Raw genomic sequence first — 24,713 nt, forward strand, 5'->3', positions numbered from 1 at the left:
GGGGCTTTGCTCAAAGGTAAAATTCTCTGCGCATTCCTTACCTTCGACACACAATTCTGAGCACGTGAACGTACATTTCATTGCCATCGGTGGTTCGGCCATGCACAATTTGGCCTTGGCCTTACAAGCTGCGGGACATCGCGTCACCGGTTCCGACGACCACATCTTTGAACCCAGTAAAAGCCGATTAGAGTCCGTGGGACTTCTTCCCGAAACTGAGGGGTGGTTCTCCGAGCGTATTTCGGAAGAACTTGACGCCGTGATATTGGGAATGCACGCCCATGCCGATAATCCAGAATTGGCTCGAGCACAGGAGTTGAATCTGCCCATTTACAGTTATCCAGAGTTTCTGTATCACCAGAGCCAGGATAAAACGCGTGTGGTGATTGCCGGATCTCACGGGAAAACCACGATTACCAGCATGATCCTACATGTCTTGGGCTACCACGACTTGGAAACGGATTTTATGGTGGGTGCGCAACTGGAAGGATTTGACGTCATGGTTCAGATTACTGAAGGTGCCGAATTCATGTTGCTCGAAGGAGATGAATACCTCAGTTCGCCCGTCGATCGCAGGCCGAAGTTCCTGCACTACAAGCCCAATGTCGCCTTGCTTTCTGGAATTGCTTGGGACCACGTGAACGTCTTTCCCACATTCGAGGATTACCTCGATCAATTCCGCCAATTCTTGATGGCTATAGAGCCGGGCGGGGCAGTAGTCTACAACGAGGAAGACGAACACGTGAAGAGAGTTGTGGAAGAAACGCCCAACGAGATTAAGCGATTCCCGTATCGAACCCCAGCCTATCGGATGGAAAACGAACAGTGTGTCTTGGAAACCTTCATGGGTGATCTACCCTTGGAAGTCTTCGGAAAACACAATTTGAGCAATCTTGAGGGAGCTCGTTGGATCTGCAACCAAATGGGAGTGACCGATGAGCAATTCTACGAGGCTATTCCAAGCTTCGGGGGCGCCAGTCGTCGCATGGAGCTCTTGGCTAAAAATGACGTGCTGTCCGTTTATCGTGACTTCGCCCATGCGCCATCCAAGGTTGCCGCTACAGTCAAAGCGGTGCGAGAGCTTTATCCTGAAAGACGCTTCATCGCGGCTCTGGAACTCCACACTTATAGCAGCCTTCAAACGAAATTCATGCCGGAGTATGCCGGGTCTCTGGATGCAGCGGACGAGGCGTATGTTTATTACAATCCCGAGGCTGTTCAGGCGAAGAGATTGCCTGAGCTTTCACCAGACCAGGTGCAATCCGCTTTCGGCAATGACCAGATTCGCGTTTTTGACGACAGCACATCCCTCTTTGCCCGACTGGATGAACCCTTCGATGATCGGACGGTTGTACTGCTGATGAGCTCCGGGAATTTCAACAATATTGATCTCAAGTCCTGGGCTGAACTCCGAACTGAATGAGTCGATTTCACGGACACAAGATACCCATTGCCGATACACAGGCCTTTTCAAAGCTCGTGGTGGACTACGCCCATGGGGCGGAAGAGTTGTCTGATTTTTATGGCCTACGGCCCGATCTGCGCTCCTTCGAAGCGCAGATGAAGGCAAAGGCCAAGTTTGATTCCGAGCATCGGTACACCTTGGTAAAAGCCCTGACCGAACAGTACAGTCGTTTGAAGTCTGTTCAAGTGGACTCTGAAAAAGTCGAGAAGAATGTCCTAGCCCTTGAGCATGCCAACACCTTTACGGTGACCACGGGTCATCAGCTGAATTTGTTTACCGGACCGCTTTACTTTTGGTTTAAGATCGTTCACGCGATTCGCCTCTCCAGATCTTTGAAGCGAGCATACCCCGATTATGACTTTGTTCCGGTTTATTGGATGGCCACAGAAGACCATGATTTCGCTGAGATTAACCATATCCACCTCTTCGGTGGTACTCCGAGATGGGATCGCCCTGACGGAGGAGCAGTAGGTCGAATGACCCTCGAAGGAATGGATCGCGTACTCACTGACCTAGGAGAAGTATTGGGGCCTGGGAACAACGCTGATCAATTGAGGGGTCTTTTCAAACGCGCTTACACAGAACAGCACACGTTGGCGGATGCCACGCGCTATCTGGTACATGAATTCTTTGCCGAAGACGGGCTAGTCATTGTGGACGGGGATGATCCCAGTCTGAAGTCGCTCATGCATCGGGCCGTAGGCCTTGAAATGAAAGAGCAAGTGACGCACAAGGCTTCAACACAGGCTGTTGCTGCTTTGGACTCGGCATACCACGTGCAAGTCAATCCGCGGGAAATCAATCTTTTCTACCTAGATGACGAAGGCCGTAATCGTCTTGAATTGCATGAGAAGGGGTGGCATGTCGTGGATCGCGATAAGCTCTTTACCCCGGAATCATTTGATGCGGAACGCGCCGCACATCCAGAGCGATTTAGTCCGAATGTATTGATGCGTCCGCTTTATCAAGAGATCATTCTTCCGAATCTGGCCTATATCGGAGGTGGGGCGGAAGTGGCTTACTGGATGGAGCTCAAGGCCAGTTTTGAGGCTCAAGGAGTGCCCTTTCCCATACTGTTTTTGCGGAATTCGGCCATGCTGGTGAATGCCAAGGTGAATGAGAAAAGAGAAAAACTGGGCTTAAGCTGGACCGAGCTCTTCCAAAAGACGGAGGCTTTGGTTAACGCCTTAGTTTCCGAAGCGAGCAATGAAAATCTGGACTTCACTGAGCACGAAGCAACGCTGAATCGACTGTTCGATGAAATGGAGCAGGTAGCCGGTCGCACGGAGAAAAGCTTCGAAGGAGCAGTCCGCGCTCAGAAGCAAAAGCAGCTCAATGGCCTCGAGAAGTTACGGAAGCGTTTGCTCAAAGCCGAAAAGAGAAAGCACGATCAACTCGTCGATCGGATTCGTCAACTCAAGGACACCCTATTCCCAGCGGGGAAGCTTCAAGAGCGCTACGACAATTTCATTCCGTACTACCTTGAATACGGCTCCGACTACAAAAAGGCCTTACTCGACCACCTGGACCCTTGGACTTTTGATTTTCATGTCATTGAGGAAAGCTGACAATTGTCACGCCTGAACCTGACGTTAGGCATAGGCTCCTCGACCTGATCTGACGACCTTTATATGGTCTAAAATTCGATCGAGATGAAAGCCTTGATGTCCATAGTGTTGATACTGGCACTGGGTGCCCAGCTTCACGCACAAGAACACTACTATCAGATATTTTCCATCGGAGAATGCCACCACGAGGAACTCGCTGTTTCTCTAACGCCGATGTTCGAGCCAACTCCGAACATTCTAGTCCTTGAGTTGGAGCCGTTTCAAGAAAACGTTTACGAGTATCATCTCTTTAATATGCACGGGGTAGCCATGCGCTCCGGGAAGGTGGCCTATAATGAAACCGAAATCATCATGAAGGACTACCCTGCAGGTAACTACCATCTTTTGATTGCCACCGAAGAAGAAGACGTCCAGCTCTTCAGGATCAAAAAGAAAGTGATGGAGTAGGCCAAAGGCATTACCTATCTTAGGCGCATGCACCGCCCACCTAAACAATTCTTCTCGGGACTGAAAGACCTTGAAGAAGGAGCCTCACGGCTCGATGCTTCAGCTCAGTTACTTCATTTAAAGAAGGTCGAGAGGTTCGGCCGCATCTGCACAGTCATGGGCTATGCAACTGCGTGGATAGCACCTAACCCGCTGAGCGCGTACCTCATTGCCCAGGGCAAATTCACGCGTTGGACCAGTGTAGCGCATCACGTGCTGCACGGAGGGTATGATGCCCTTGTTCCACCTGGCCATCGTTTTCATTCCAAAACCTTTGCTCAAAAGGGGAGAAGGTGGCTTGATTGGCCCGATTGGCTCTATCCAGAAGCTTGGAAATACGAACACAATACCCTGCATCACTATCGATTAGGAGAAGAGGCCGATCCAGACCTCGTAGAGCGAAATGTCGAATGGATTCGTCAATTGAATAGCCCCGCCATACTAAAGCTCCTCCTGATTGGGTACTTCATGTGTACCTGGAAATTCACGTACTACCTGGGTACGGTACTCCAGGCCAGCGAAGGAAAAGTGAAGCCGACGAGTAGGCTCCGCCAGGTAGCGCCCTATGCTTTGATTCATTTCGTATTGATTCCCTTGTTGTTTTTACCCTTAGGGGCCTGGGCTTTTATGAGCATTCTGATCAATACCCTTCTGGCCGAATGTATCACCAACATACATTCCTTTATAACCATTGTTACCAATCATGCAGGGGAAGACCTTTATCGCTTTGATGGCAAGCCCTCTGGGTTAGAAGAATTTCAATGGAGGCAAATACTGGGGAGTACCAATTACCGAACAGGTGGTTTTCTCAATGATGCACTGCACGGATATCTGAATTATCAGATTGAGCACCACCTATGGCCGGATAAGAGCATGATGCAGTATCGGTGGTTGCAGCCCCGGGTCAAAGCTCTTTGTGCTGATTATCAGGTTCCCTATATTCAGGAGTCCGTTTGGATTCGACTTAGGAAGACCCTTTCGATTATGTTGGGTCGGTCGGATATGAAAACGGCTTGGTCAAGCTAAGCACCTCTATATGGATCTCGTAATCATCGCCTTGGCGGCCCTTTTGACCTCTTGGTTGACCTTGATTAGCGGGTTCGGCCTTGGAACCCTGTTGTTGCCTGTTTTTGCCCTTTTCTTTGAGCTTGAGGTGGCCATTGCTTTAACGGCTGTAGTCCATGTGCTCAACAACATGTTCAAATTCGGCTTGCTAGCCCGTTGGGTAGATCGGACTACTGTTTTGTGGTTTGGCGTTCCCGGAATTCTGGGAGCTTTTTTTGGCGTGCGCTTGCTTCAGGGGCTCAGTGCACTGGAACCATGGTTTGCCAACGATTCCATTACCGTCGACCCACTGCAGGCAGTGATTGGTCTTCTCATGATCTTTTTTGCACTGACGGAGCTTTTTCCAAACCTTAAATCTTTCCGCTTTGAACGTCGTTACTTGGCTATCGGAGGAGTGCTTTCTGGTTTTTTTGGAGGACTCAGTGGACATCAGGGCGCCCTTCGAAGCATGTTCCTCATCAAAGCCGGTCTGTCCAAGGAAGGGTACATTGCCACGGGTGTGGCTATTGCCCTGTTGGTCGATTTTACGCGCATTCCGATGTATTTGACTAAAATGCCATCAAATTTGATGAGCGACAATTGGCTTCCCGTGTTATTGGCGACAGGTAGTGCCTTTGTTGGTGCGGTAGTAGGGAAGCGCATGATGAAAAAAATAACTCTGCGTTCGGTTCAAATACTCGTGGGCGTCATGATGATTGGGATCGGATTCGGGCTTATTCTGGGGCTGATTTAATTACCTTTGCGCCATGCAAGAAATGATCCTGATTCTCGATTTCGGTTCGCAGTATACGCAGTTGATTGCTCGACGTGTCCGCGAACTCAATGTCTACTGTGAAATCCATCCATTCAACAACTTTCCTGAGGTATCGGATAACGTCAAAGGCGTTATCCTGAGCGGGAGTCCGTTTTCTGTTCACTCAGAAGATGCGCCACACCCCAATTTAGCGGGAATTAAAGGAGAGTTACCGCTTTTGGGGGTATGTTACGGAGCTCAATGGTTGGCCCATACCAACGGAGGGTCTGTAGAGCCATCTAAGATTAGAGAATACGGTCGAGCTAATTTGAGCTTTGTCAACAATGACAGCACGCTTTTTAAAGGCGTCAACGTCGGTTCACAGGTTTGGATGAGTCATGGAGATACCATCAAAGCGCTTCCCGAAGGATATGAGATTACGGCCAGCACGAGCGACGTCGAGGTGGCTGGATATCGCGTTCCAGGTGAAGATACTTACGCGATTCAATTTCACCCAGAAGTCTATCACAGCACTGATGGAAAAACACTCTTGCAAAACTTCGTGGATGACATCTGCGGGTGCACGCGTGATTGGACGCCAAACAGCTTCATCGACGACACTGTAGCGGGATTAAAAGCCAAGCTCGGAAACGATAAAGTCGTTCTCGGTCTTTCCGGAGGGGTAGACTCAACAGTTGCTGCTGTTCTACTGGACAAAGCAATCGGAGAAAACCTCTACTGCATTTTTGTAGATAACGGTTTGCTTCGCAAGAATGAGTTTGAAAGTGTACTGGATCAGTACAAGCATATGGGCCTGAATGTCCGCGGCGTGAATGCAAAGGATCAATTCCTCAGTGCGCTTGATGGCATTAGCGACCCAGAAACCAAGCGTAAGGTCATCGGCCGTGTATTTATTGAGGTTTTTGATCAGGAAGCACATAAAATTGAAGACGTCAAATGGCTGGGTCAGGGCACGATCTATCCGGACGTAATTGAGTCCGTAAGCGTAAAAGGACCGTCCGCAACCATTAAGAGCCACCACAATGTTGGAGGTCTTCCAGATTTCATGAAGCTCAAGGTAGTAGAGCCTTTGAATACCTTATTCAAAGACGAAGTCCGCAGAGTAGGGCGCACCCTGGGGATTGACGACGAACTGCTCGGCCGACATCCTTTCCCAGGCCCCGGATTGGCCATTCGTATCCTTGGGGAAATCACCGCGGAAAAAGTGGCAACGCTGCAAGAAGTGGATTACATCTTCATCCAAGGCCTTAAAGACGATGGACTCTACGATGATGTCTGGCAAGCGGGAGCTATGCTCCTCAGTACGGTTAACAGTGTGGGAGTTATGGGAGATGAGCGTACCTACGAAAATGCGGTTGCTCTTCGCGCTGTGGAAAGCACAGACGGAATGACCGCCGACTGGGTACACCTTCCGTATGAATTCTTGGCACGAATTTCGAACCAAATCATTAACCGAGTCAAAGGTGTGAACCGCGTGGTTTACGATATTAGTTCTAAGCCGCCCGCTACCATTGAGTGGGAATAAACCTGTTCCTTTGAGTATGTCTACACTCCAAAAGTTCTGTTTCGTCCTTATTCTTTTTGTGTCGTTTTCGGCCTACGGCCAGATGGACACGACCGATCAGAAGTTCGTCACGCACGAGGTGCAGCCCAAAGAAACCATCTTTGGTATTTGCCAGGAATACGGCGTTGATCAAGAGACCTTGGTCAAATACAACCCACAACTGGTCGATGGCTTAAAAATTGGACAAAACCTTCTGGTGCCAGTAGTAGAGCGTCAGCCCGTAGAAAACCTCTATCTCGCAAATGAGGCCTATTTACTCCATCGGGTGGTTAAGGGAAACACCGTTTACAGCATCACGGTGGAGTATGGCATTAGTGCACAGCAACTCTACGACTTGAATCCCGAGTTGGTTGAAACAGGCTTGCAGGTGGGTACCTTGGTCCGTATTCCCGTTCAAGTGGACATCAACGCTCCAGCAGACACCGTTCAGCGCACAGTAAAGCCCGGTCCGAAGCTCACCCCTTCATTGGCATTGAAGGAAATCCCAGACAGTTTAAAAGGGGAGGTGTACCGCATAGGACTCATTTTGCCCTTCTATTTGCAAATCAATGACAGTATTGATTTGAACCGCGCATTGGAGGAGGACCCCATTGTATATCCCCACTCCCAAATCGCCTTGGATTTCTACTACGGACTCCGGATTGCACTGGACACCCTTCAAAAACAAGGGCTCAATCTTGAGCTGTTCGTTGAAGACTCAGGAAACGACGCGTTCTGGTCTTGGGCGGCATATCAAACCATGTCGGACTATGACTTGGTTATTGGACCGCTCTACAGTCAAAATATTTTGGCGGTCGCAGAGCGAAGAAGAAATGAAGGGCCGCTCTTGATCTCGCCATTTAGTCGAAATCCGAGTATCGTGTATTCACACAGCAAGAACGTACAAGTCTTGCCCTCTGATCGTCAAATGCTTGATTTTATGGCCCAATCGGTCATTGAGCGATTCCGGGACGATCACCTGTTCATGGTGTATACGGACACCATGCAAGACACTGTGAATGCAGCCTTGATGCGCGAGAAGTTTGACTATTATTTGGATTCAGGAAAGGTCCGAGAGATTATGGTATATGATGCCCAAATTGATGGTTTAGATTGGCTTAAAGATTACGACACCAATGTGGTCATCGTGCCCAGCACGGATAAGGTATTCATGACGGATCTTGTGACTCAACTCAATGCGGAGCGACTCGAGAATGTCATCGTAATAGGATTACCAGAGATGGAGCGGCTTGATGTAGACAAAGCGTACTTCAACAACTTGAACCTTCATTATCCGGCCACTCAGCACATCAACTACAGCGACAGTCTGATGTATTCCTTCCTCTTGCAGTACCGTAACCGATTCCACGATGAGCCTTCACGATTCTCCATCCAAGGTTTTGATATCGGCTACTACTTTGGACGTATGCTTCTTGAAACCGGTAACACTTCCGAATTGACGTCCAGAAAGGAACGCCTTCTTCAAAACGGTTTTGATTTCCGTCAGAATTCAAAGGGAAGCTTCGTCAATAAGCATGTATTCCTCATGCGTTACGAGGAGTTCGAGAAAGTGGAGGTCGACTAATGGCCACCATGTTTATCGATGATCAGTCTTTTCAAGGAGTTCATTTTAATTTGGAGGACTGGAAAACAGCGACTTACGAGGATTGCACTTTTGAAGAATGCACCTTCCAAGGTTTAGATTTTACGGGCTGTCGCTTCATCAACTGCTTATTCCGAGATTGTGATCTCAGCAATGTCAAATTCTTGAACACTTCCTTCCAAGAGGTCGAGATGAGGAATTGCAAAGCCATGGGATTGATGTTTGAGCAGTGTTCGGACTTCTCCTTTGGAATCCAATTCCATCATTCTGCCCTGAATCACTCCAGCTTCTACCAGGTCAACTTACAGCGATCTTCCTTTCGTGAATGTTCACTGGCCGAGGTCGACTTTACAGAAGCCAACCTTAATGGCGTAGTGCTCTTAGCCTGTGATTTTGAAAACGCCACGTTTGACCAGACTAAACTGGAGCGTGCAAAGCTTTCGAATGCAAAAAAACTGCGATTGGATCCTGAGACGAACGCGATCCAAGGTGCAAGCCTTTCCGCCCATTCTCTGCCAGGTTTGCTGACCAAGTACGGACTCCGGGTTACAGAGTAGCTTAGTCGCGACTCAAGTCGAAGGTGTATAGCTCTTTCCCATTGGCATCAATAACCCGAAGATTGAGCTTTCGCGCTTTTCGCTCTCCTGAAACCTCGAAAAGACCAAAACAGTGCTTGTTGATCCAAGTGTCTTTTACCCGAAGAGTGTTGCCTTCTTCAACGCTCTTGTCCCAAGCAGTTCCTGCGGTTAAAGGGGAGATAGTCACATCGTAAATGCGCGGTTTGCCTTCCTGTTCGAGGACACTGATCTCGCTGTGATGGCGATCTCCTGTAAGAAACACCACTCCTTCAATATCGTTGGCGTAAATGAAGTCAATAATGCGCTGACGCTCGGTTGGGCTCAGGGCGATGAGGTTTTCATGGCTCGCGCTGGAATTCAAGAATTGTCCGCCCATCACGACGAACTTATAAGGGGCGTAACTATTGGTGAGGTGATCAAAAAGCCACTCCAACTGATCATCTCCAAACACGATGCGATCTGCTGTATCGATATCGTAGCGTCGGTTCCCGTTTCGAAACCAGCGGTTGTCCAACATGAAAAACTCCATATCGGCCCACTGAAACATAGTGGTTACACCTTCGTCATTCAAACCGCTAGAAGGATTGGCCCAGAATAGGTCGAAGGCCTCTTTGGTGTCTTGCTTGTTCCGAAAACTGCGATCACTGTTGTTAGGACCGTAATCGTGATCATCCCAGGTGGCATAGTGATGCACATGGCCAAGAAAATCCTGCATTTCTGGAAGTGAGCGCGTATGCGTGTTTCGATGCATAATCCCGGTCCGCGTATACCAGTCGGCTTCCCTGAGATATACATTGTCTCCCATCCATATCATAAAATTGGGATCAGCTTCACTGAGCGCCTCAAAGATTTGGTAGTTGCTCCCATATCCTTTTCCCGGGCGATCATAAACCTCCTCATTAACATAGGCACAAGAACCGATAGCAAAAGTAAAGGCGGGTGGATCCTCTCGCCATTGCCAGAGCTTTTGGGTCTCAAAATTGAGTTCTCGATCAAGCGAGACTTCTTCACCGTTGATGAATAGGGCGTAAGTGTATTCCTTGCCCTGATCCACCGAATCCGCAATAACCTTCGCCGTAAATGCTTCATGGGCACTCGTGGTTACCGTTTGTGTGCGATAAATTTTCTCTGCGCCTACGGCGCGATAACGAAAATGGACCTCCGCTTCTTCCGTCGTCTGAACCCAAAGAGCCACCTCCATCATCTCAGAATAGCCCACCATTGGACCAGATTGCAATAGATTTTGTCCAAAAATTTGCGCGCTCAAAAACAGTAAGAGGGATAGTACGGAAAGTCGCATGAAATCAGGGTTTCCCGCAAAATAAGGAAAGGAATGTAACCGGGTCGTTAAACCGGAACTTTCATAATAAATTGTTAATTCTGAAAACAACCCAACCCATTAATGGTTATCCTCGTTACTTAAACAAAACACTCAAAAAAGTCTCTTTAACCAGATTCTTGTTTAATCATAGTTTGTAATAATTAAACAAAAAACCATGCAAACCCTCAGATTAGTAAACGTAAAAAGTATTTTGAAAATGGTCGCCATGTTGGCGCTGAGCATGTCCGTGTTCGTAGCGTGTGACGATGACGACGACGACATGGGTCCAGAACAGCAGTCTATTACAGAAACAGCTGCAGCCACTCCAAGGTTCAGTATTCTTGTAGCAGCATTGGAGCGTACTGGATTAGATGCCGTATTGAACGGATCCGATGAGTACACCGTATTTGCTCCAAACGACGAAGCCTTCGGAGACTTGTTGGAAGCGCTAGATGTAGCCAATTTGGATGAGTTGAGCGCCGCAGTAGGTGGAGATGACGCCTTGGCGAACATCCTGCTCTACCACGTATTGGCAGGTGAAGTAAAAGCAGCGGACGTCACAACTGGATTCGTAGCAACAGCTGGAGTCTGGAATGATACAGAAGGAGCCAACCTCAGCGCCTTCATCAATGCCGACATGGGCGTACGTATCAATGACGAAGCCAATGTAATCGCAACCGACATCGATGCATCAAATGGAGTCATCCACGAAATCAACGCTGTTATCTTGCCAAAGAACTTGGTAGAATTGGCTTCTTTGAGCCCAATGCACACTTCATTGGTCGCAGCAGTAGGTGCAGCAGATCCAGCAGTAGCCGCTCGTTTGAGCAGCGAGGACGATGTAACCACAGTATTTGCCCCAACTGATGAGGCGTTTGGAAACTTGTTGCAAGCCGCTCAAGTAGGTTCACTCGCTGAATTGGTACAAGCACTCGGTGTCGATGGTTTGACTGGAGTTTTGTTGTACCACACCGTAAACGGAAACGTACGCTCTTCAGGAGTACCTAACGGAGCGGTACCAACACTCCAAGGAAGTAACATCACCTTAGACAACAGCGCATTGACCATCACAGATGCGAATGGTACAGTGGCCATGATCGAAGGATTTGATATCCAAGGAACCAACGGAGTCATCCATGTGATCGACGCAGTTATTCAGCCGTAAGGCCATCTCTATATCTTCAGAGAAGCCCTGCCTTTGTGCGGGGCTTTTTTTATGCGTTTATTCGGAACGATTGAAGGATAGAAGTGTTACCGATTGGAGTCCGAGAGCCGACATTTGAATGTAGCTACATTTAATAATTTTGTAGGGAAATTAGAATTGTCATGAACTACCAAGATATAATCCGCAACGCCCAATCTTATTCTGATTATCGAGAAATGATCGATCAGTTGATGGCTGAAGGAAAGACTACAGGTGCGAACCAGAGTCAGAGCTACATCGATTTCACGAGCCTCAATATTCGCAGGATGAAGAGGCTGGATCATCGACCTGAACTACTTCAAGAAGCCCTTGAGATTGTTCAGTCCGTTGAAAAACCACAAGTATGGCTGTCTATAACAGAGGGATGGTGTGGAGATGCAGCTCAGATTCTTCCGATTGTTGAACGACTGTCTGAGCACAATCCAAATGTACTAACCAAGTATGTACTTCGTGACGAGCAACCTGAACTGATGGACTTGTTCTTAACGAATGGAGCTCGAGCCATTCCTAAGATTTTATTTATTGATGTCGAAACCTACGAGGTGTTGGGCTCATGGGGCCCAAGGCCAATCGAGGCTCAAGAAATAATGGAGGAGTGGAAGGCTTCAGACAGTGATGTTTACGCTGAAGTCAGCGAACGGATTCACGCTTGGTTCGCTAAGGACAAGACTCGATCGACACAATTGGAATTCACCAAAGCACTTAAGGAAGCTTTAGACTTGATTCCTTCTTAATCGTAATAGAACTTCGCTGTTCTGAACGTATTGGCATGTGCCTCTACAATATCTGCGATGCGCTCGGAATAACCTCCGCCCATAGCAACGGTGCAGGGAAGTCCTAGCTGACTCAAGCGGGAAAGAACGATCTCATCACGCCGCTTGCAGCCTTGAAGGCTGAGTCCTAAACGGCCTAACTTGTCTGTAGCCAAGACATCGACCCCGGAGAGATAAAACACAAAACTCGGCCGTACCTCTTCAAGTGTGCGATCGAGTTCTTTTTGTAGGGTGCTTAAGAATTCTTCATCGGAGGTGCCATCCGCAAGCGGGACATCCCGATCGCTCTGTTCTTTATGTAAGGGGTAGTTATTGGCCCCGTGCATGGAAAAGGTGTAAACATCCGATCGTCCCTGGAAGATTTCGGCCGTGCCATTTCCCTGATGCACGTCTACGTCGAAGATGAGGATTCGGCCCTTGATGCGCTCTGTTCGTAACAGCCAATTTGCAGCCATGGCCATATCGTTGAGCAGGCAAAATCCTTCGCCTCGGTCTGTATACGCATGGTGAGTCCCACCCGCGATATTTAAGCCGCATCCGCCCGTGAGGGCGTGTTCCGCCATATCGATGGTCCCACGACCGATGATGCGTTCTCGCTTGACCAAAGCAGGGGAGTGCGGAAACCCCGTTTTCCGCTGTTCCTTTCCCGTCAGTTCGCCATCGCGCAGTCGGCGCCAATACTCCGCATCGTGCGTCCAGAGAATGATCTCCTCCGAAAGTTCTTCTGGTGCGTGGATCTGCGAAGATTCAATGGTCCCTTCATACTGCAACTGCTCGGGCAGTAGCGTATACTTTTCCATGGGAAACCGATGCCCGTCGGGCAGGGGGTGATGATATTCAGGCGACCAGGCAATCTTGATCACGGGAGCGCAGTTATCCGAGCATACTGCTGAACAGGTCGCTGAAATTGAACCCTCGGTCCAAGCGGTCCTTGTTGAGCTTGCTGAATTCAGCTAAAGAGTGAAGAACCAACTCCATGAAGAAGTAGCGCTCCTCTTTAGATGCTCGAGGCTGGTATTTATCGACTAGCGCCCCCAAGCCGCGAACATCGTCCAACTGCTTGTGGAATTCGGCATCATTATCGGCATCGAGTAGATCAACACTATTTCCCTCACCAAACCAGTTCACAATGGTCGTGTAGGGATTTTGGTCATCCTCTCTGCTCAGCTTATCGAGTTGTGGGAAATAGCCTGGGTGTAAGGTGCGCAGGGCACTTCCAATTAAGTTCTCCGCTACGATATAAGCGCCTTCTTGTTCGCCTTCATAGACCAGCTCAACTTTACCTGTGACGGCTGGGATCACCCCGACAAAGTCGATGAAACGCACGGTGGTTTGCTCTTCACCATTGAGGAGTGCGCGTCGTTCGGCCGCACTGATGAGGTTTTCGAATGCGGAAATGCTCAAACGCGCTGATACCCCGCTTTTCTCATCGATATACTCACTTTCACGAGCTTCAAAACCGATCTGCTCCAACAAGTTCTCAGCGGCTTCCACCATCTGAACGCGTGCGGCCTGATCCTCACTCAGTCGTGCTTCTTGACGCGTGATTTCACGAGCCACTTGAATGCTCTCGGGATAGTGCGTTAAGATTTGAGAACCAATTCGGTCTTTCAAAGGAGTAACAATGCTTCCCCGGTTGGTATAGTCCTCTGGATTCGCGGTGAAGACGAACTGGATATCGAGCGGTAGGCGCAACTTGAAGCCGCGAATCTGGATATCACCTTCTTGCAGAATGTTGAAGAGGGCTACTTGAATTCGGGCTTGTAAATCCGGGAGTTCATTGATCACGAAAATGCCTCGGTGACTCCGTGGAATGATTCCAAAATGAAGGGTGCGTTCGTCCGAGTAAGGGAGCTTGAGATTAGCGGCCTTGATCGGGTCCACATCGCCGATGAGATCCGCAATGCTCACGTCTGGGGTTGCCAGTTTTTCTCCATAGCGCTCTGACCTGTGCCACCAGTGGATGGGCGTTTCATCTCCTTTTTCCGCAATCAAGTCACGTGCGTAGCGCGAGAGCGGTTGCAGTGGGTCATCGTTGAGTTCAGAGCCATCAACAACGGGTACATATTCGTCCAAGAGATTGACCATCAATCGAGCTAAGCGCGTTTTGGCTTGACCTCGAAGGCCCAATAGGTTGATGTTGTGCTTGCTCAGGATGGCTCGTTCGAGGTCAGGGATGACCGAGTTCTCGTATCCGATGATTCCTTCGAAAGGGTTTTCATCGGCCCGTAGGGCCTCAATCAAATTCTGACGAAGCTCCTCTTTGATGCTTTTGCTTTGGTATCCCGCAGCCTTCAACTGGCCCAGGGTTTTGATTTTTTGGATGTCCATTAGATCTTTTTGCGTCGATTGCGTTCGTAATCTTCGAAAACTAGTTGTCCAAGGCCGCGTAGGCCGGTGTAAAAGGCTTTCCCCTGATTCGCTTCCGTGAATTTCTGCACGAATTCCTGAAGGTAGGGGTCCCGAGCAATCATGAAGGTCGTGATCGGGATATTGAGACGGCGTAAGGCCGCTGCTTTATTGAGGCACTTGCCAACGATGTAGTCGTCTAGGCCCCAAGAGTTTTTGTAGTAGCCATCGGGCTCTTTCAGGCACGAGGGCTTACCGTCGGTGATCATAAAGATCTGTTTGTTGGAGTGCTTCTTGCGACGAAGCAGATCCATGGCCAGATCAAGGCCAGCGACCGTATTGGTGTGGTAAGGGCCCACCTGCAAGTAGGGAAGGTCCTTGATTTCAATTTGCCAGCTGTCATCTCCAAATACGATGACGTCCAAGGTATCCTTGGGGTATCGGGACGTGATGAGTTCAGCCAAGGCCATGGCTACCTTCTTGGCTGGGGTAATACGATCCTCTCCATAAAGGATCATGGAGTGGGATATGTCGATCATCAACACCGTGCTCATTTGGGCCTTGAAGAACTGCTCGCGAACGACGAGGTCATCCTCGGTCATCGAGAAGTCACCTCCAATGTTGTTCTTCTGCGCATTCTTAATGCTGTCGAACATGTTGATTTGATCCAGGGTGTCCCCAAATTGAAAGGGCCGATGATCACTGCTCGGCTCGTCTCCTTTGCCTGTAGCCTTGGTCTTGTGATTTCCGGCTGCAGATTTCTTGATGTTCCCGAAGATCTGATCCAGAGCGCTTTTGCGAATGGCCTGTTCGGTCTTGGCCGTAATGGCAAACCCTCCGCCTTGCGGATTGTCCGTATCGTCTTTGATGTATCCCCGTTTCTTGAGGTCCTCAATGAAATCATCCATCGTGTAGTCCTCGTCCGTCAGGTTGTACTGATCGTCGAGCTGTTGAAGCCAATCGAGCGCTTCATCGACATCCCCAGAGGTATGGGTGATCAGCTCCTTGAAGATGTCAAAGAGTTTGTCGAAGGTCGTCTGATTGGGGTCGGGTGTGTATTCGGAAAATCGAAATCCAAGCATAGGATGAAGGTAACTCAAAATATCGCTGGATAGTTCGCTACACCGTATCTTTGCGGCATGGATGAACGGATTAGACGCGCCCTCATTGGCGGACTCGTTTTCGGAGCTGGTTTCACACTCTTTTTGCTGACACGCGTACCTGCGGACAAGGCTCTTTTGCTCGGTTTTACCTCGGCCATTCTCATTGGAGGTACCGTTTACTTCTTTTACTTACCGCCTAAACGGCGCGATGCCTCCGGCAAAACAACACCCGGAGCGCTTCCCAATGGAGACAAGATATTCATGCAAGAAGGGGCCAGTCACCTCTGGAAAGGAGATACGGTAGGAGGGATCCTTTACCTTACCCATGAATACCTCCTGTTTCAATCGCACAGCTACAGCCTAAGGAAACATCAGATGCAGATTCCCCTGGATGAAATTCACGAGGTTGAAGAGGATGCTATGCTCGGCGTTCACGCTACGGGTATAAAGTTGACCCTAGCCAGTGGCCAGATCGTCAAGTTTCAGGTGAAAAGTCGCGAGCGCTGGATCGAGCGTTTAAGTTGAACGAGGCATTCTGAATTGGACCACTACGGCGCTTAGTAGGGTGAGGACGCCGATAGCCATGATAGCCGCGGGAATGCCGAATCGATCCGCAATTATTCCAGAGAGCACGGCGCCAATAGCGTAGCCCAAATCCCGCCACAATCGGAATGCACCAATACTCTCCGCTCGTTGCTCGGGATGAGCGAACTGAGCAATTCCCGTTAAAAAAGTCGGATAGACCAAAGCTGTTCCCAAGCCCAAGCAGATGGACAATGCGGCAATAGTATAAAACTCAGTGACTCGGGTTAAGCCTAGAATGACAAGCCCTTGCACGATCATGCCGGTCAACAGAATCGGTTTGATCCGATAGCGATCCGCGAGTCGCCCGGTAAAGAGCTGTCCCATTCCCCAAACAGCAGGATAGAGGGCGACCAGTAGGCCAATCTGTGCATTGTCAAAATGCAGGCTTACTAGTAGCATGGGCAACAGGCCCCAGATCATGCCGTCATTGAGGTTGTTGACCAGACCCGCTTGAGTGATGGAGCTGAGGTTGGGGTTCTTCAAAGTCGTGTTCCAAAAGACGTTGTCGGCCTGATCGTGACCTGAACGCTCCAGCTGAATTAGGTCTCGCGTTTCACGCGCGGCAAATAAGGATAGAAGTAACCCGAGCCAGCTGATCGCCATGCCCAAATAAAAGGGATAGGGGCGAAGTCCATAGTGCTCCGCCAGCCAGCCGGTGCCAAAAGCCGCCAAGCCCACAGCCAGATATCCTGCAAACTCATTGATGCCCATGGCGAGGCCGCGTTTGCGTTCTCCCACCAGGTCGATCTTCATAATGACCGTGCTGCTCCAGGCCAAGCCCTGGTTTATGCCAAGTAGTACGTTGGCGGTGATGACCCAAGACCATGAGGGGGCGTTCAAGAGCAAGAAGGGAACAGGCAATGCAAAAATCCACCCCAGCAGTAAGGTTCTACGGCGGCCGTATCGATTGGCCCATCGTCCTGCAAAGTAGTTGGCCGCAGCTTTGGTTATTCCAAAGGCTGTGATGAATGCGAGGATGGCCGAGGCGGAGCTGATGCCAAAAAACTCCTGGGCGTATTGAGGGAAGATGGATCGTTCCAAGCCAATCATGGCGCCTACAAAGGCGTTGACCAAGACCAATACGCTGAACTGGCCTAGGTTTTCTCGAAGCCCTTGGGTGCGATTAGCGCTCACTTCAAGGCGTCTATTTTGTGCTGAATGGGGCAGTTAGGATCATGTGCGCCAGGTAAATATCCGGTACTCATGAGGAACTCGCCGGTGATCTCGCCCCCTGTGAACTTGAAGGTCTTTTTAAAAAGCTTCACCCATGATTCCTTATCCATAGGGTGATGGTGGTCCAGCCATGCTTTGAATGATCCATACTCGTTCTGCAGTCCTAGAATCTGATTGGCGTTGTGAATAGCGGCATTGACCTTGAGTTTATTCCGGATGATGCCGGCATCACTCAACAGTCGCTCGCGGTCCGATTCTCCGTAGGCCGCGATTGTTGCGATGTCAAAGTTGTCATAGGCTTTCCTAAAATTCTCCTGTTTGTTGAGGATGGTGGTCCAGTTCAATCCGGCTTGATTGATTTCCAAAATCAGGCGCCCAAAGAATTCATTGTCTTCGTCAATCGGAAAGCCGTACTGAGTGTCGTGATAGATTCGATGAACGTTATGGGGTTCCACACCAGCCACAAAATGACAATAGGTATTGGTAGCTACTTCGCTCATAACAACTGGGTGTTGACCACGACTTCTTCGTGAAGGGTTTTGTGAACGGGACATTTATCCGCGATTTGCAAGAGCCGTTTTCTTTGGCTTTCGTCCAAGTCTCCCTCCAATTCGATGAACCGATCAAAGTGATCGATTTTCTTCCCGCCTTCATCTACGGCGGCACAATCTTCGGCGTGCCGTTTTCCGTGATCCACGTGAACGGTTACACCCGTTAAGGGCCATCCTTTGTGATCCGCGTACATACGGAGAGTCATGGACGTACATGCGACCAATCCAGCGCTGACCAAGTCATATGGTGTAGGGCCGAAGTCTTGTCCACCTGCGTCTTTGGGCTCATCAGCTATAATGTTGTGCCCGTCAATCTGAATATCCGTGGTGTACTTCTGCGTACCGATACGACCGACAACGTCGTGCTTGGACTTAAGGGTCTTTTCTTCTTTTCGCGGCAAGTAGCGCGAGGCCCATGAAGCAATGACCTCTCCAACGTAGAAGGAGTCTTCGCCGTTGCTCAATAAATGATCAGCCCCGTCTAGAGAGACAAAGCTCTTGGGGTGGTGTGCCGCATTGTAGAGTAATCGCGCATTCTCTACTTCAACTGTTTCATCCTGAGGGGAGTGCATGATGAGGATGGACTTTCGCATATAGGGCAGAATGGCCTCAAGCTTTCGGGACTCTAGGTCTTCTAGAAAGTGCTTTTGAATCGTAAAGGCTCTTCCTCCGATGTTCACTTCGGCCTCCCCGGCCTCCAGGATTTCTTCCTCCTTGTTTTGCACGAGATGTCGCACGTGCTCGGGCTCTGAGGGAGCCCCGATGGACACAACGGCCTCGACAGATTCCAATTCATTTGCGGCAAAGTACACGGCGGCCCCACCCAATGAATGTCCGACCAAAATCGAAGGTGCTCTGTGGTTTTGACGCAGGTATTCCGCGGCATCTAGTAGATCGTCCACATTGCTGCTGAAATTCGTTTCAGCGAAATCCCCTTCGCTGTTCCCAAGACCCGTGAAATCGAAGCGCAATACACCAAATCCCTTTCTGCTCAAGGCATGGGAGATGTTCTTTACGGCACTCAAGTTCTTGGAACAGGTGAAGCAGTGGGCGAAGATGGCAAAGTGCTCCGGGTGTTGGTCAATGGGCAGCTCTAATCGCGCCGCAAGGCGCTGTCCGCTCCGGTTTTCGAATTTTATATTGACAAATCGCATGATGCTCAAAATTTGAGCAAGAAGGTAAGAAATGCACGACTCCTAGAAGTCGCTTTGCCGACGATTTATAGAAAGGATTTGATCACGCCGGTCACGACGCCCCAAATGCGGAAATCCATGTATTCATCGATTTCCAATGCGGTGAAGGCCTTGTTCTCGGGTTGAAGAACAACGCGGCCAGCATTTTTCAGCAAGCGCTTTACCGTGAAGTCTCCATTCACTACAGCAAGTACGATGCGACCGTCTTCAGGAGCAAGTTTCTTGTCTACGACCAGCAGGTCACCGTCATCAATACCCGCGTCCACCATGCTTTGACCGTTCACGCGGACGCAAAAGCTATCTCGCGGATTGAGCACGAGCTCGCGATTCAGATCGATGGTTCGGTCTACCGTGCCCGTAACATAGGAAGGAGTTCCTGCCGACACGCTGTAGTCGAATAGGGGAAGGGATATGGTTGGCCCGTTATGTAGAGGAGTGATTTGCATCACCTCGAAGATACGGAAATCTAGCCAGTGCGATTAAACGCGCTTCATCTGCTCTTTCATGAGCTTGATTTGCTCGTCGAGCAGACCGTGCTTGTCCAGTTTCTTCGCTTCGGTGATGAGGTTCTGAGCTTCGCGCTTACGGCGGCGACTCATCGCTGCTCCGGCCAAGGAAAGCTTGGCCATAGCTCGGTCGTGCGACATGCGCAAACCCGTGTTGAGGGCCTTCTTGAAGAACTTCTCCGCTTCAAAGACACCACCCTTTTGACTGGTGGTCAATCCGCGCATGAAGTAGTAGTATGCCTCTTGAGCGCGAATCAAGTGTTGAGGCTGCTTGATGCGATCCAAGTACTTTTCCGCTTTCTCTAAATCTCCTTTGCGGACAAACCAAAAGGCGATGAGTAGCATTTCGTGACGGAAAATCAACAGGACCACCAATGCGGCCAAAAGGACCAAGAGGATTCCGTTTCCGATATTCCCTTCGATGAATTGGAAGACCGACCAGGCAAGCAAACCCGCAGTCAAGACGATCTTTATGATTTTATTGAGCATAGTTCCCTTCGTTAGCGAGCGGCAAAAATAAGGCTTCCCGTTGGAAATCGTCCCGTCGCCCCTTATTTTTAGGCTCAAACTCCTTTGCTGAATGTCCTTAAAACAACTCTTTTCGGTTTTCCTCTTTTTCTGTGCCTACGGCACGATGGCCCAATCCCTCATCCAGGGCCGTCTCTTAGATGCCCAGGATGATTTTCCCATTCCTTACGCGGTTCTGCAGCGCAGCACCGATACACGTGCGGTGATGACTAATGCGGATGGCGCCTTCTCTTTAGAATTGGCACCTGGGGAGCAATTGATCCTACGCCACATAGGATACAACCAAGAAACCTTCACGTTTGAGGGCGGAAGTGAATTCATTATTCGGGCTACGGCCAAAACCGAAGAGCTTCCCACCGTAGAACTCCAGGGAGAAAATGCAGCTTTAGATCTCTTCTGGGATATGGTAAAGATTGGTCGAAAACAGGCTACCGAGGCCCAAGGAATGAAGTCCTTTTATCGCTTGCTCACCAAGGAGGCTTCTGGAGAACCTTATGAGTATTTAGAGGCCTTTTATCAAACCGAAACCGGGGCTAATGGTATCGAAAGCATGGTTCCCAAAAGCGGACGCTTCGCCTTTGTCACCCGAGATGAGGACTTTTTCTCGGCCGACCTCAGCCGCTTGCTCCCGCAATTTCGCTTCTTCAGAACCTTCGGGGAAGTAGACAATCTGCCGGTATTCCCATCGGCGATGAACCGGAAGAAAATAGAGTCCACCTACAGTATAGAAGTTGAGCGATTGCTCTACAGCGCTGAGGGAACCACCGCCGAAATACACTTGATTTCCACAGACCCCAAGCACAAAGAGCATTACGTCTATTTCATCGATACCAAAACCAAGCTCCCGGTGCGTATTGAAATGCGGAAACACAAGTTGAACACACGGCCCTTCGAGGCTCTGGACGAGAACGATAAAGTAGGAGAGGTGCTCCTTACCAGTACGGTAGACTTTGGGCATGAAGACGGGAAGTTCTTTGTGGAGCAGTATCGATTGAACTTCGAGTACACCTACTTCAAATTGGGCTATGCTCCGCGGACCTTTTTGACAGACATGAGCTGGTTTGGTTATCGGAAGGGTCGATTCACCCTTCCGGTGTTGTACAGCCTAGCCGATTACCACACGGACTATCACTACTACGGTCGCTTACCCGATCTTCCGGAATTGTGGGAAGCCGATTATGCTGTACTGGCCACCTCCGAGCAGGAAAAGACTGTGGAATTGCTGAAAACGCTTGATACACGTGGAAATTTCTTTGGAGACAGCCTGAATCATAAAAAAACTTTTTGGCGAGATCGAGATCTCCCGATGGTTTGGAAGCGCATAGAAGACAAGAAGCCCGATCAAGACATTCGCTCTTTTAGCTACATCAATGAGCAGGCGAACCATCTTGTTTTTGACTTTTCGGTCAACTCGTTTTGTCAAGACGGTTCAGCGCAATGGTATGTGGAGCCTGAATTCTTGGGTGAAGAGTCTTATTTCCGAGAAAATCGAACAGAAACAGCTCTTCGCTATGTGCAGTTGGCTTGGAAGATTACCATGCTGCGGGCCGATGAGTTTCAGCGGGACCTCAATGAAACCTCCAAGTGCTATTCAGACGACGAGCTTCGCCAACTGGTCGCCAATCGAGTAAACGCTCTGAATGACGAGCTCTTTTCCCTATCCAGCCAAACGGCCGATGGAAAGTATGATGAGAAACTCGCAGAGTGGGAGTCCCGCTATGAATGAGCTATATTTGCCGTCCAAATAAACTACTGCGCTATGAGCCAAGATGTGCGTTCACTAGAACCTAAAGTACTCTGGAACTATTTTGAAGACCTCAATGCTGTACCTCGTCCTTCCAAGAAAGAAGAACGAGTCATTCAGTTTATGGTTGATTTTGGAAACTCTTTAGGCCTGGAAACCGTCACAGATGCTGTGGGTAACGTTCGCATCCGCAAAGGGGCAACCGAAGGCATGGAAGACCGCCAAATGGTCACGCTTCAGAGCCATTTGGATATGGTGCATCAAAAGAATGCCGCCACCGACTTTGATTTCGATACCGAAGGGATCCGGAGTTTCGTTGACGGCGATTGGGTCAAGGCAGAAGGAACTACACTTGGAGCGGACAATGGAATGGGGGTTGCGTCTATCATGACCCTACTTGCTTCAACAGATATTGCACATCCCGCTTTAGAAGCACTTTTTACCATTGACGAAGAAACGGGAATGACAGGTGCCAAAGGTTTGGAGCCTGGATTTTTAGAAGGCGATATTTTGCTCAACCTCGATACAGAGGATGATGATGAGTTGAGCATCGGCTGTGCCGGAGGAATCGATACCATTGTAGAAATGGACTACTCAGAAGAGGCATTGCCGGCCGGATCTTCAGGGGTTCGTATTGCTGTGAACGGTCTCAAAGGCGGTCACAGTGGTATGGACATTCACCTCGGACGTGGAAACGCCAACAAAATTATGAACCGCTTGCTCTTCGAAACCCAAGAGCGCTTTGGACTGCGCATCTCCGAAGTAGACGGGGGAGGACTTCGCAATGCGATTCCTCGTGAAAGCTTTGCCAGCGTTGTGGTTTCTGATGTAGAGGGCTTTTTGCAACATGTAAAAGAGCTCGGCGAAACCATCAAAACTGAACTGCGATCTACAGAGCCGAATCTAGCCATTGAGGCTACTCGGGCCGACGTATCGGGCAAGGTGATGAGTACAGAAGCTCAAGATCAAATTCTCCGAGCATTGTACAGTATGGTGAATGGCGTTTACCGTATGAGTGCCGATATCCCAGACTTGGTAGAGACGAGTAGCAACTTGGCTCGAGTGATCATCAAAGAAGGCCACTTCAACATGCAAAGTCTTCAGCGCAGTTCTGTTGATACCGCAAAAGATGACATTGCCGCCAGCATTCGAGCTACCTTCCAGATGATTGGAGCCCAAGTGCGCCACGAAGGATCGTATCCGGGATGGACACCTGATCCAGATTCGTCCATCTTGAACATTATGGGAGATCTATATCGTGAGCTAAATAACGAAGAGCCCAATATTTTGGCTTGCCACGCCGGTCTCGAGTGCGGATTATTAGGAACGCATTATCCCGAAATGGATATGATCAGCTTTGGTCCGAACATCCGAAATCCACACTCACCGGATGAAATGGTTCAAATCTCCTCGGTTCAGAAATACTGGAACTTTTTGCTCGAGACCCTTCAGCGCATTCCAGTAAAGGCGTGACGGGCTCGTACAGCGATCCGGCCTCGTTATCGCGTGATGAATTGCGCGAGCTCCTCTTATCGCTCGTCACGGAGCAACGGAGAGAGCGATTTGAGGAAGTCCTTCGCTGGCGTACGAGACATCTTACCGTCGTAGTGGAAAATCTATACCAGCCACACAATGCCAGTGCGGTCATCAGGAGCTGTGATTGCTTCGGTATTCAAGACATCCATATCATCGAAAACGAGCATGTTTTTGACCCCTCCGAGAACATCTCCTTGGGTTCGCAAAAGTGGGTGACCCAGCGTCGACATAACCAGCTAGAGCACAATACAAAGGCGTGTATTCAAGCCCTGCGGGCCGATGGTTATCGCATCGTGGCCACCACTCCACACACCAACGATCAAGAACTGCATGAGCTCTCTTTGGACCAGCCTTTGGCTTTATTTTTCGGTTCGGAAAAGCCGGGGTTAACCGAGCACGTTCTTGAAGAAGCAGATGATTTTGTTCGAATCCCGATGTACGGCTTTACGGAGAGCTTTAATATCTCTGTATCGGCGGCTCTCACCTTGTACGACCTCACTACTCGGTTGCATCAGTCTGAGCTCAATTGGGCATTAACCGAGAACGAGAAAAACGAACTAAGACTCGAGTGGGCCATGAAAAGTGCTCCGCGAGGAGCCGATATCCATGCTCGCTGGTTAGAAGGTCAGCGTTGAGTAGCTCTTAGTAGTAGAGTCTGCGCAACTCCATTACCTCTTCTGGACTGTATCCATCTAGGATCATTGAACAATCAAAATCGTCCCAGGCATTCACCCAATCTGGGTGTACGCCCCAATGATGGGCTAGATGATCCAGGCGCTCTTCGGTGGGTTTGGGAAGAATCATTTGGGTCTAATTCTCAGGTGCTTTCACCTAACTGTACCCAAAAAATAAGAAAAAAGGAGATTGCTTCGACGGTGTCGATTGGAAGAAGAGTAGGGATACTCAGTCTATATGTCGCTTCACGAACTCAAGTTCTTCAGCAGCATAGCCATCCATGAGCAGGGCCCAATCAAATAGATCCCAATTCCGAATTTGCTTTCGCTGAATTCCTCGTTTTTCGAGTTCGTTACCTGCGGCTTCCAATAGAGTGTCCGTGTTGTGCATTCTGTTCTTTTAGTAATTAG

25 protein-coding genes are annotated in these 24,713 nt (G+C 49.4%); 14 read left to right on the forward strand and 11 right to left on the reverse strand.

Going from position 1 to position 24,713, the window contains the following annotated elements; all coding sequences use genetic code 11:
- Positions 1-64 precede the first annotated feature (64 nt).
- The 8 genes from HZ996_08140 (at position 65) to HZ996_08175 (ending at position 9,041) form a co-directional block, all read left to right on the forward strand.
- Positions 65-1,423, forward strand: coding sequence for a peptidoglycan synthetase (locus tag HZ996_08140; protein ID QTN39105.1), 1,359 nt, complete (start codon positions 65-67; stop codon positions 1,421-1,423).
- Complete coding sequence (gene bshC, locus HZ996_08145; GenBank protein QTN39106.1) at positions 1,420-3,033, forward strand: bacillithiol biosynthesis cysteine-adding enzyme BshC; 1,614 nt, start codon at positions 1,420-1,422, stop codon at positions 3,031-3,033. The genes HZ996_08140 and bshC overlap by 4 nt, the downstream gene beginning before the upstream one ends.
- Before the next feature lie 84 nt (positions 3,034-3,117).
- Positions 3,118-3,480: a hypothetical protein gene (locus HZ996_08150; protein ID QTN39107.1), complete on the forward strand. Its 363-nt coding sequence runs from the start codon at positions 3,118-3,120 to the stop codon at positions 3,478-3,480.
- Positions 3,481-3,507: 27 nt separating this feature from the next.
- Positions 3,508-4,545: a fatty acid desaturase gene (locus HZ996_08155; GenBank protein QTN39108.1), complete on the forward strand. Its 1,038-nt coding sequence runs from the start codon at positions 3,508-3,510 to the stop codon at positions 4,543-4,545.
- Between the two features lie 10 nt (positions 4,546-4,555).
- Positions 4,556-5,317 (forward strand): sulfite exporter TauE/SafE family protein, encoded by a 762-nt coding sequence (locus HZ996_08160; protein QTN39109.1) that lies wholly within the window; start codon positions 4,556-4,558, stop codon positions 5,315-5,317.
- A 13-nt stretch (positions 5,318-5,330) separates the two neighbouring features.
- On the forward strand, positions 5,331-6,863 hold the full coding sequence (gene guaA, locus HZ996_08165) for a glutamine-hydrolyzing GMP synthase (protein QTN39110.1): 1,533 nt from the start codon (positions 5,331-5,333) through the stop codon (positions 6,861-6,863).
- A 16-nt stretch (positions 6,864-6,879) separates the two neighbouring features.
- On the forward strand, positions 6,880-8,466 hold the full coding sequence (locus HZ996_08170) for a LysM peptidoglycan-binding domain-containing protein (GenBank protein QTN39111.1): 1,587 nt from the start codon (positions 6,880-6,882) through the stop codon (positions 8,464-8,466).
- Positions 8,466-9,041, forward strand: coding sequence for a pentapeptide repeat-containing protein (locus tag HZ996_08175; protein QTN39112.1), 576 nt, complete (start codon positions 8,466-8,468; stop codon positions 9,039-9,041). Before HZ996_08170 ends, HZ996_08175 begins: the two co-directional genes overlap by 1 nt.
- A gap of 1 nt (position 9,042) precedes the next feature.
- Here the strand turns inward: HZ996_08175 and HZ996_08180 are convergent, their stop codons facing one another.
- Complete coding sequence (locus HZ996_08180; protein ID QTN39113.1) at positions 9,043-10,362, reverse strand: alkaline phosphatase family protein; 1,320 nt, start codon at positions 10,360-10,362, stop codon at positions 9,043-9,045.
- A gap of 196 nt (positions 10,363-10,558) precedes the next feature.
- Between HZ996_08180 and HZ996_08185 the strand changes: the two genes are divergently transcribed.
- Together HZ996_08185 and HZ996_08190 are read left to right on the forward strand one after the other, a co-directional pair.
- Positions 10,559-11,548 (forward strand): fasciclin domain-containing protein, encoded by a 990-nt coding sequence (locus HZ996_08185; GenBank protein QTN39114.1) that lies wholly within the window; start codon positions 10,559-10,561, stop codon positions 11,546-11,548.
- A gap of 161 nt (positions 11,549-11,709) precedes the next feature.
- Positions 11,710-12,321 carry a thioredoxin family protein gene (locus HZ996_08190; GenBank protein QTN39115.1) on the forward strand — a complete coding sequence of 204 codons (612 nt, stop codon included), beginning with the start codon at positions 11,710-11,712 and terminating at the stop codon, positions 12,319-12,321.
- On the opposite strand, the gene HZ996_08195 is transcribed toward HZ996_08190, so the two are convergent.
- The 3 genes from HZ996_08195 to HZ996_08205 are packed head-to-tail and all read right to left on the reverse strand — an operon-like array spanning position 12,318 to position 15,791.
- Positions 12,318-13,223 carry a histone deacetylase gene (locus HZ996_08195; GenBank protein QTN39116.1) on the reverse strand — a complete coding sequence of 302 codons (906 nt, stop codon included), beginning with the start codon at positions 13,221-13,223 and terminating at the stop codon, positions 12,318-12,320. The two genes, HZ996_08190 and HZ996_08195, sit on opposite strands and share 4 nt — an antisense overlap.
- A gap of 10 nt (positions 13,224-13,233) precedes the next feature.
- Complete coding sequence (locus HZ996_08200) at positions 13,234-14,691, reverse strand: sigma 54-interacting transcriptional regulator (protein QTN39117.1); 1,458 nt, start codon at positions 14,689-14,691, stop codon at positions 13,234-13,236.
- Entirely contained in the window at positions 14,691-15,791 is a 1,101-nt protein-coding gene (locus HZ996_08205) for a VWA domain-containing protein (protein ID QTN39118.1), read from the reverse strand. Before HZ996_08205 ends, HZ996_08200 begins: the two co-directional genes overlap by 1 nt.
- 57 nt (positions 15,792-15,848) lie before the next feature.
- Here HZ996_08205 and HZ996_08210 point away from each other — a divergent pair, with 57 nt between their 5' ends.
- The gene (locus HZ996_08210) at positions 15,849-16,337 is read left to right on the forward strand and encodes a hypothetical protein (GenBank protein QTN39119.1); all 489 of its coding nucleotides are present in this window, start codon (positions 15,849-15,851) and stop codon (positions 16,335-16,337) included.
- On the opposite strand, the gene HZ996_08215 is transcribed toward HZ996_08210, so the two are convergent.
- From HZ996_08215 to HZ996_08235, 5 genes are all read right to left on the reverse strand, one after another.
- The gene (locus HZ996_08215; protein QTN40026.1) at positions 16,329-17,447 is read right to left on the reverse strand and encodes an MFS transporter; all 1,119 of its coding nucleotides are present in this window, start codon (positions 17,445-17,447) and stop codon (positions 16,329-16,331) included. The two genes, HZ996_08210 and HZ996_08215, sit on opposite strands and share 9 nt — an antisense overlap.
- Before the next feature lie 80 nt (positions 17,448-17,527).
- Entirely contained in the window at positions 17,528-18,070 is a 543-nt protein-coding gene (locus tag HZ996_08220; protein ID QTN39120.1) for a DNA-3-methyladenine glycosylase I, read from the reverse strand.
- A complete protein-coding gene (locus HZ996_08225) occupies positions 18,067-19,275 on the reverse strand; it encodes an OsmC family protein (protein ID QTN39121.1) in 1,209 nt (402 codons plus the stop codon). Before HZ996_08225 ends, HZ996_08220 begins: the two co-directional genes overlap by 4 nt.
- Before the next feature lie 65 nt (positions 19,276-19,340).
- A complete protein-coding gene (gene umuD / locus HZ996_08230; GenBank protein ID QTN39122.1) occupies positions 19,341-19,760 on the reverse strand; it encodes a translesion error-prone DNA polymerase V autoproteolytic subunit in 420 nt (139 codons plus the stop codon).
- 33 nt (positions 19,761-19,793) lie between these two features.
- Positions 19,794-20,309: a DUF2892 domain-containing protein gene (locus HZ996_08235; protein ID QTN39123.1), complete on the reverse strand. Its 516-nt coding sequence runs from the start codon at positions 20,307-20,309 to the stop codon at positions 19,794-19,796.
- Positions 20,310-20,400: 91 nt separating this feature from the next.
- On the opposite strand from HZ996_08235, the gene HZ996_08240 reads away from it, so the two are divergent.
- The 3 genes from HZ996_08240 to HZ996_08250 are packed head-to-tail and all read left to right on the forward strand — an operon-like array spanning position 20,401 to position 24,263.
- Positions 20,401-22,074, forward strand: coding sequence for a hypothetical protein (locus tag HZ996_08240; protein QTN39124.1), 1,674 nt, complete (start codon positions 20,401-20,403; stop codon positions 22,072-22,074).
- A gap of 33 nt (positions 22,075-22,107) precedes the next feature.
- On the forward strand, positions 22,108-23,565 hold the full coding sequence (locus tag HZ996_08245) for an aminoacyl-histidine dipeptidase (GenBank protein ID QTN39125.1): 1,458 nt from the start codon (positions 22,108-22,110) through the stop codon (positions 23,563-23,565).
- A gap of 41 nt (positions 23,566-23,606) precedes the next feature.
- Positions 23,607-24,263, forward strand: coding sequence for an RNA methyltransferase (locus tag HZ996_08250; GenBank protein ID QTN40027.1), 657 nt, complete (start codon positions 23,607-23,609; stop codon positions 24,261-24,263).
- Between the two features lie 7 nt (positions 24,264-24,270).
- Here the strand turns inward: HZ996_08250 and HZ996_08255 are convergent, their stop codons facing one another.
- Together HZ996_08255 and HZ996_08260 are read right to left on the reverse strand one after the other, a co-directional pair.
- The gene (locus HZ996_08255) at positions 24,271-24,432 is read right to left on the reverse strand and encodes a hypothetical protein (protein ID QTN39126.1); all 162 of its coding nucleotides are present in this window, start codon (positions 24,430-24,432) and stop codon (positions 24,271-24,273) included.
- A gap of 99 nt (positions 24,433-24,531) precedes the next feature.
- Positions 24,532-24,693 (reverse strand): hypothetical protein, encoded by a 162-nt coding sequence (locus HZ996_08260; protein QTN39127.1) that lies wholly within the window; start codon positions 24,691-24,693, stop codon positions 24,532-24,534.
- Between the last annotated feature and the right edge of the window lie 20 nt (positions 24,694-24,713).

Source organism: Cryomorphaceae bacterium, assembly GCA_017798125.1.
GTDB lineage: Bacteria > Bacteroidota > Bacteroidia > Flavobacteriales > ECT2AJA-044 > ECT2AJA-044.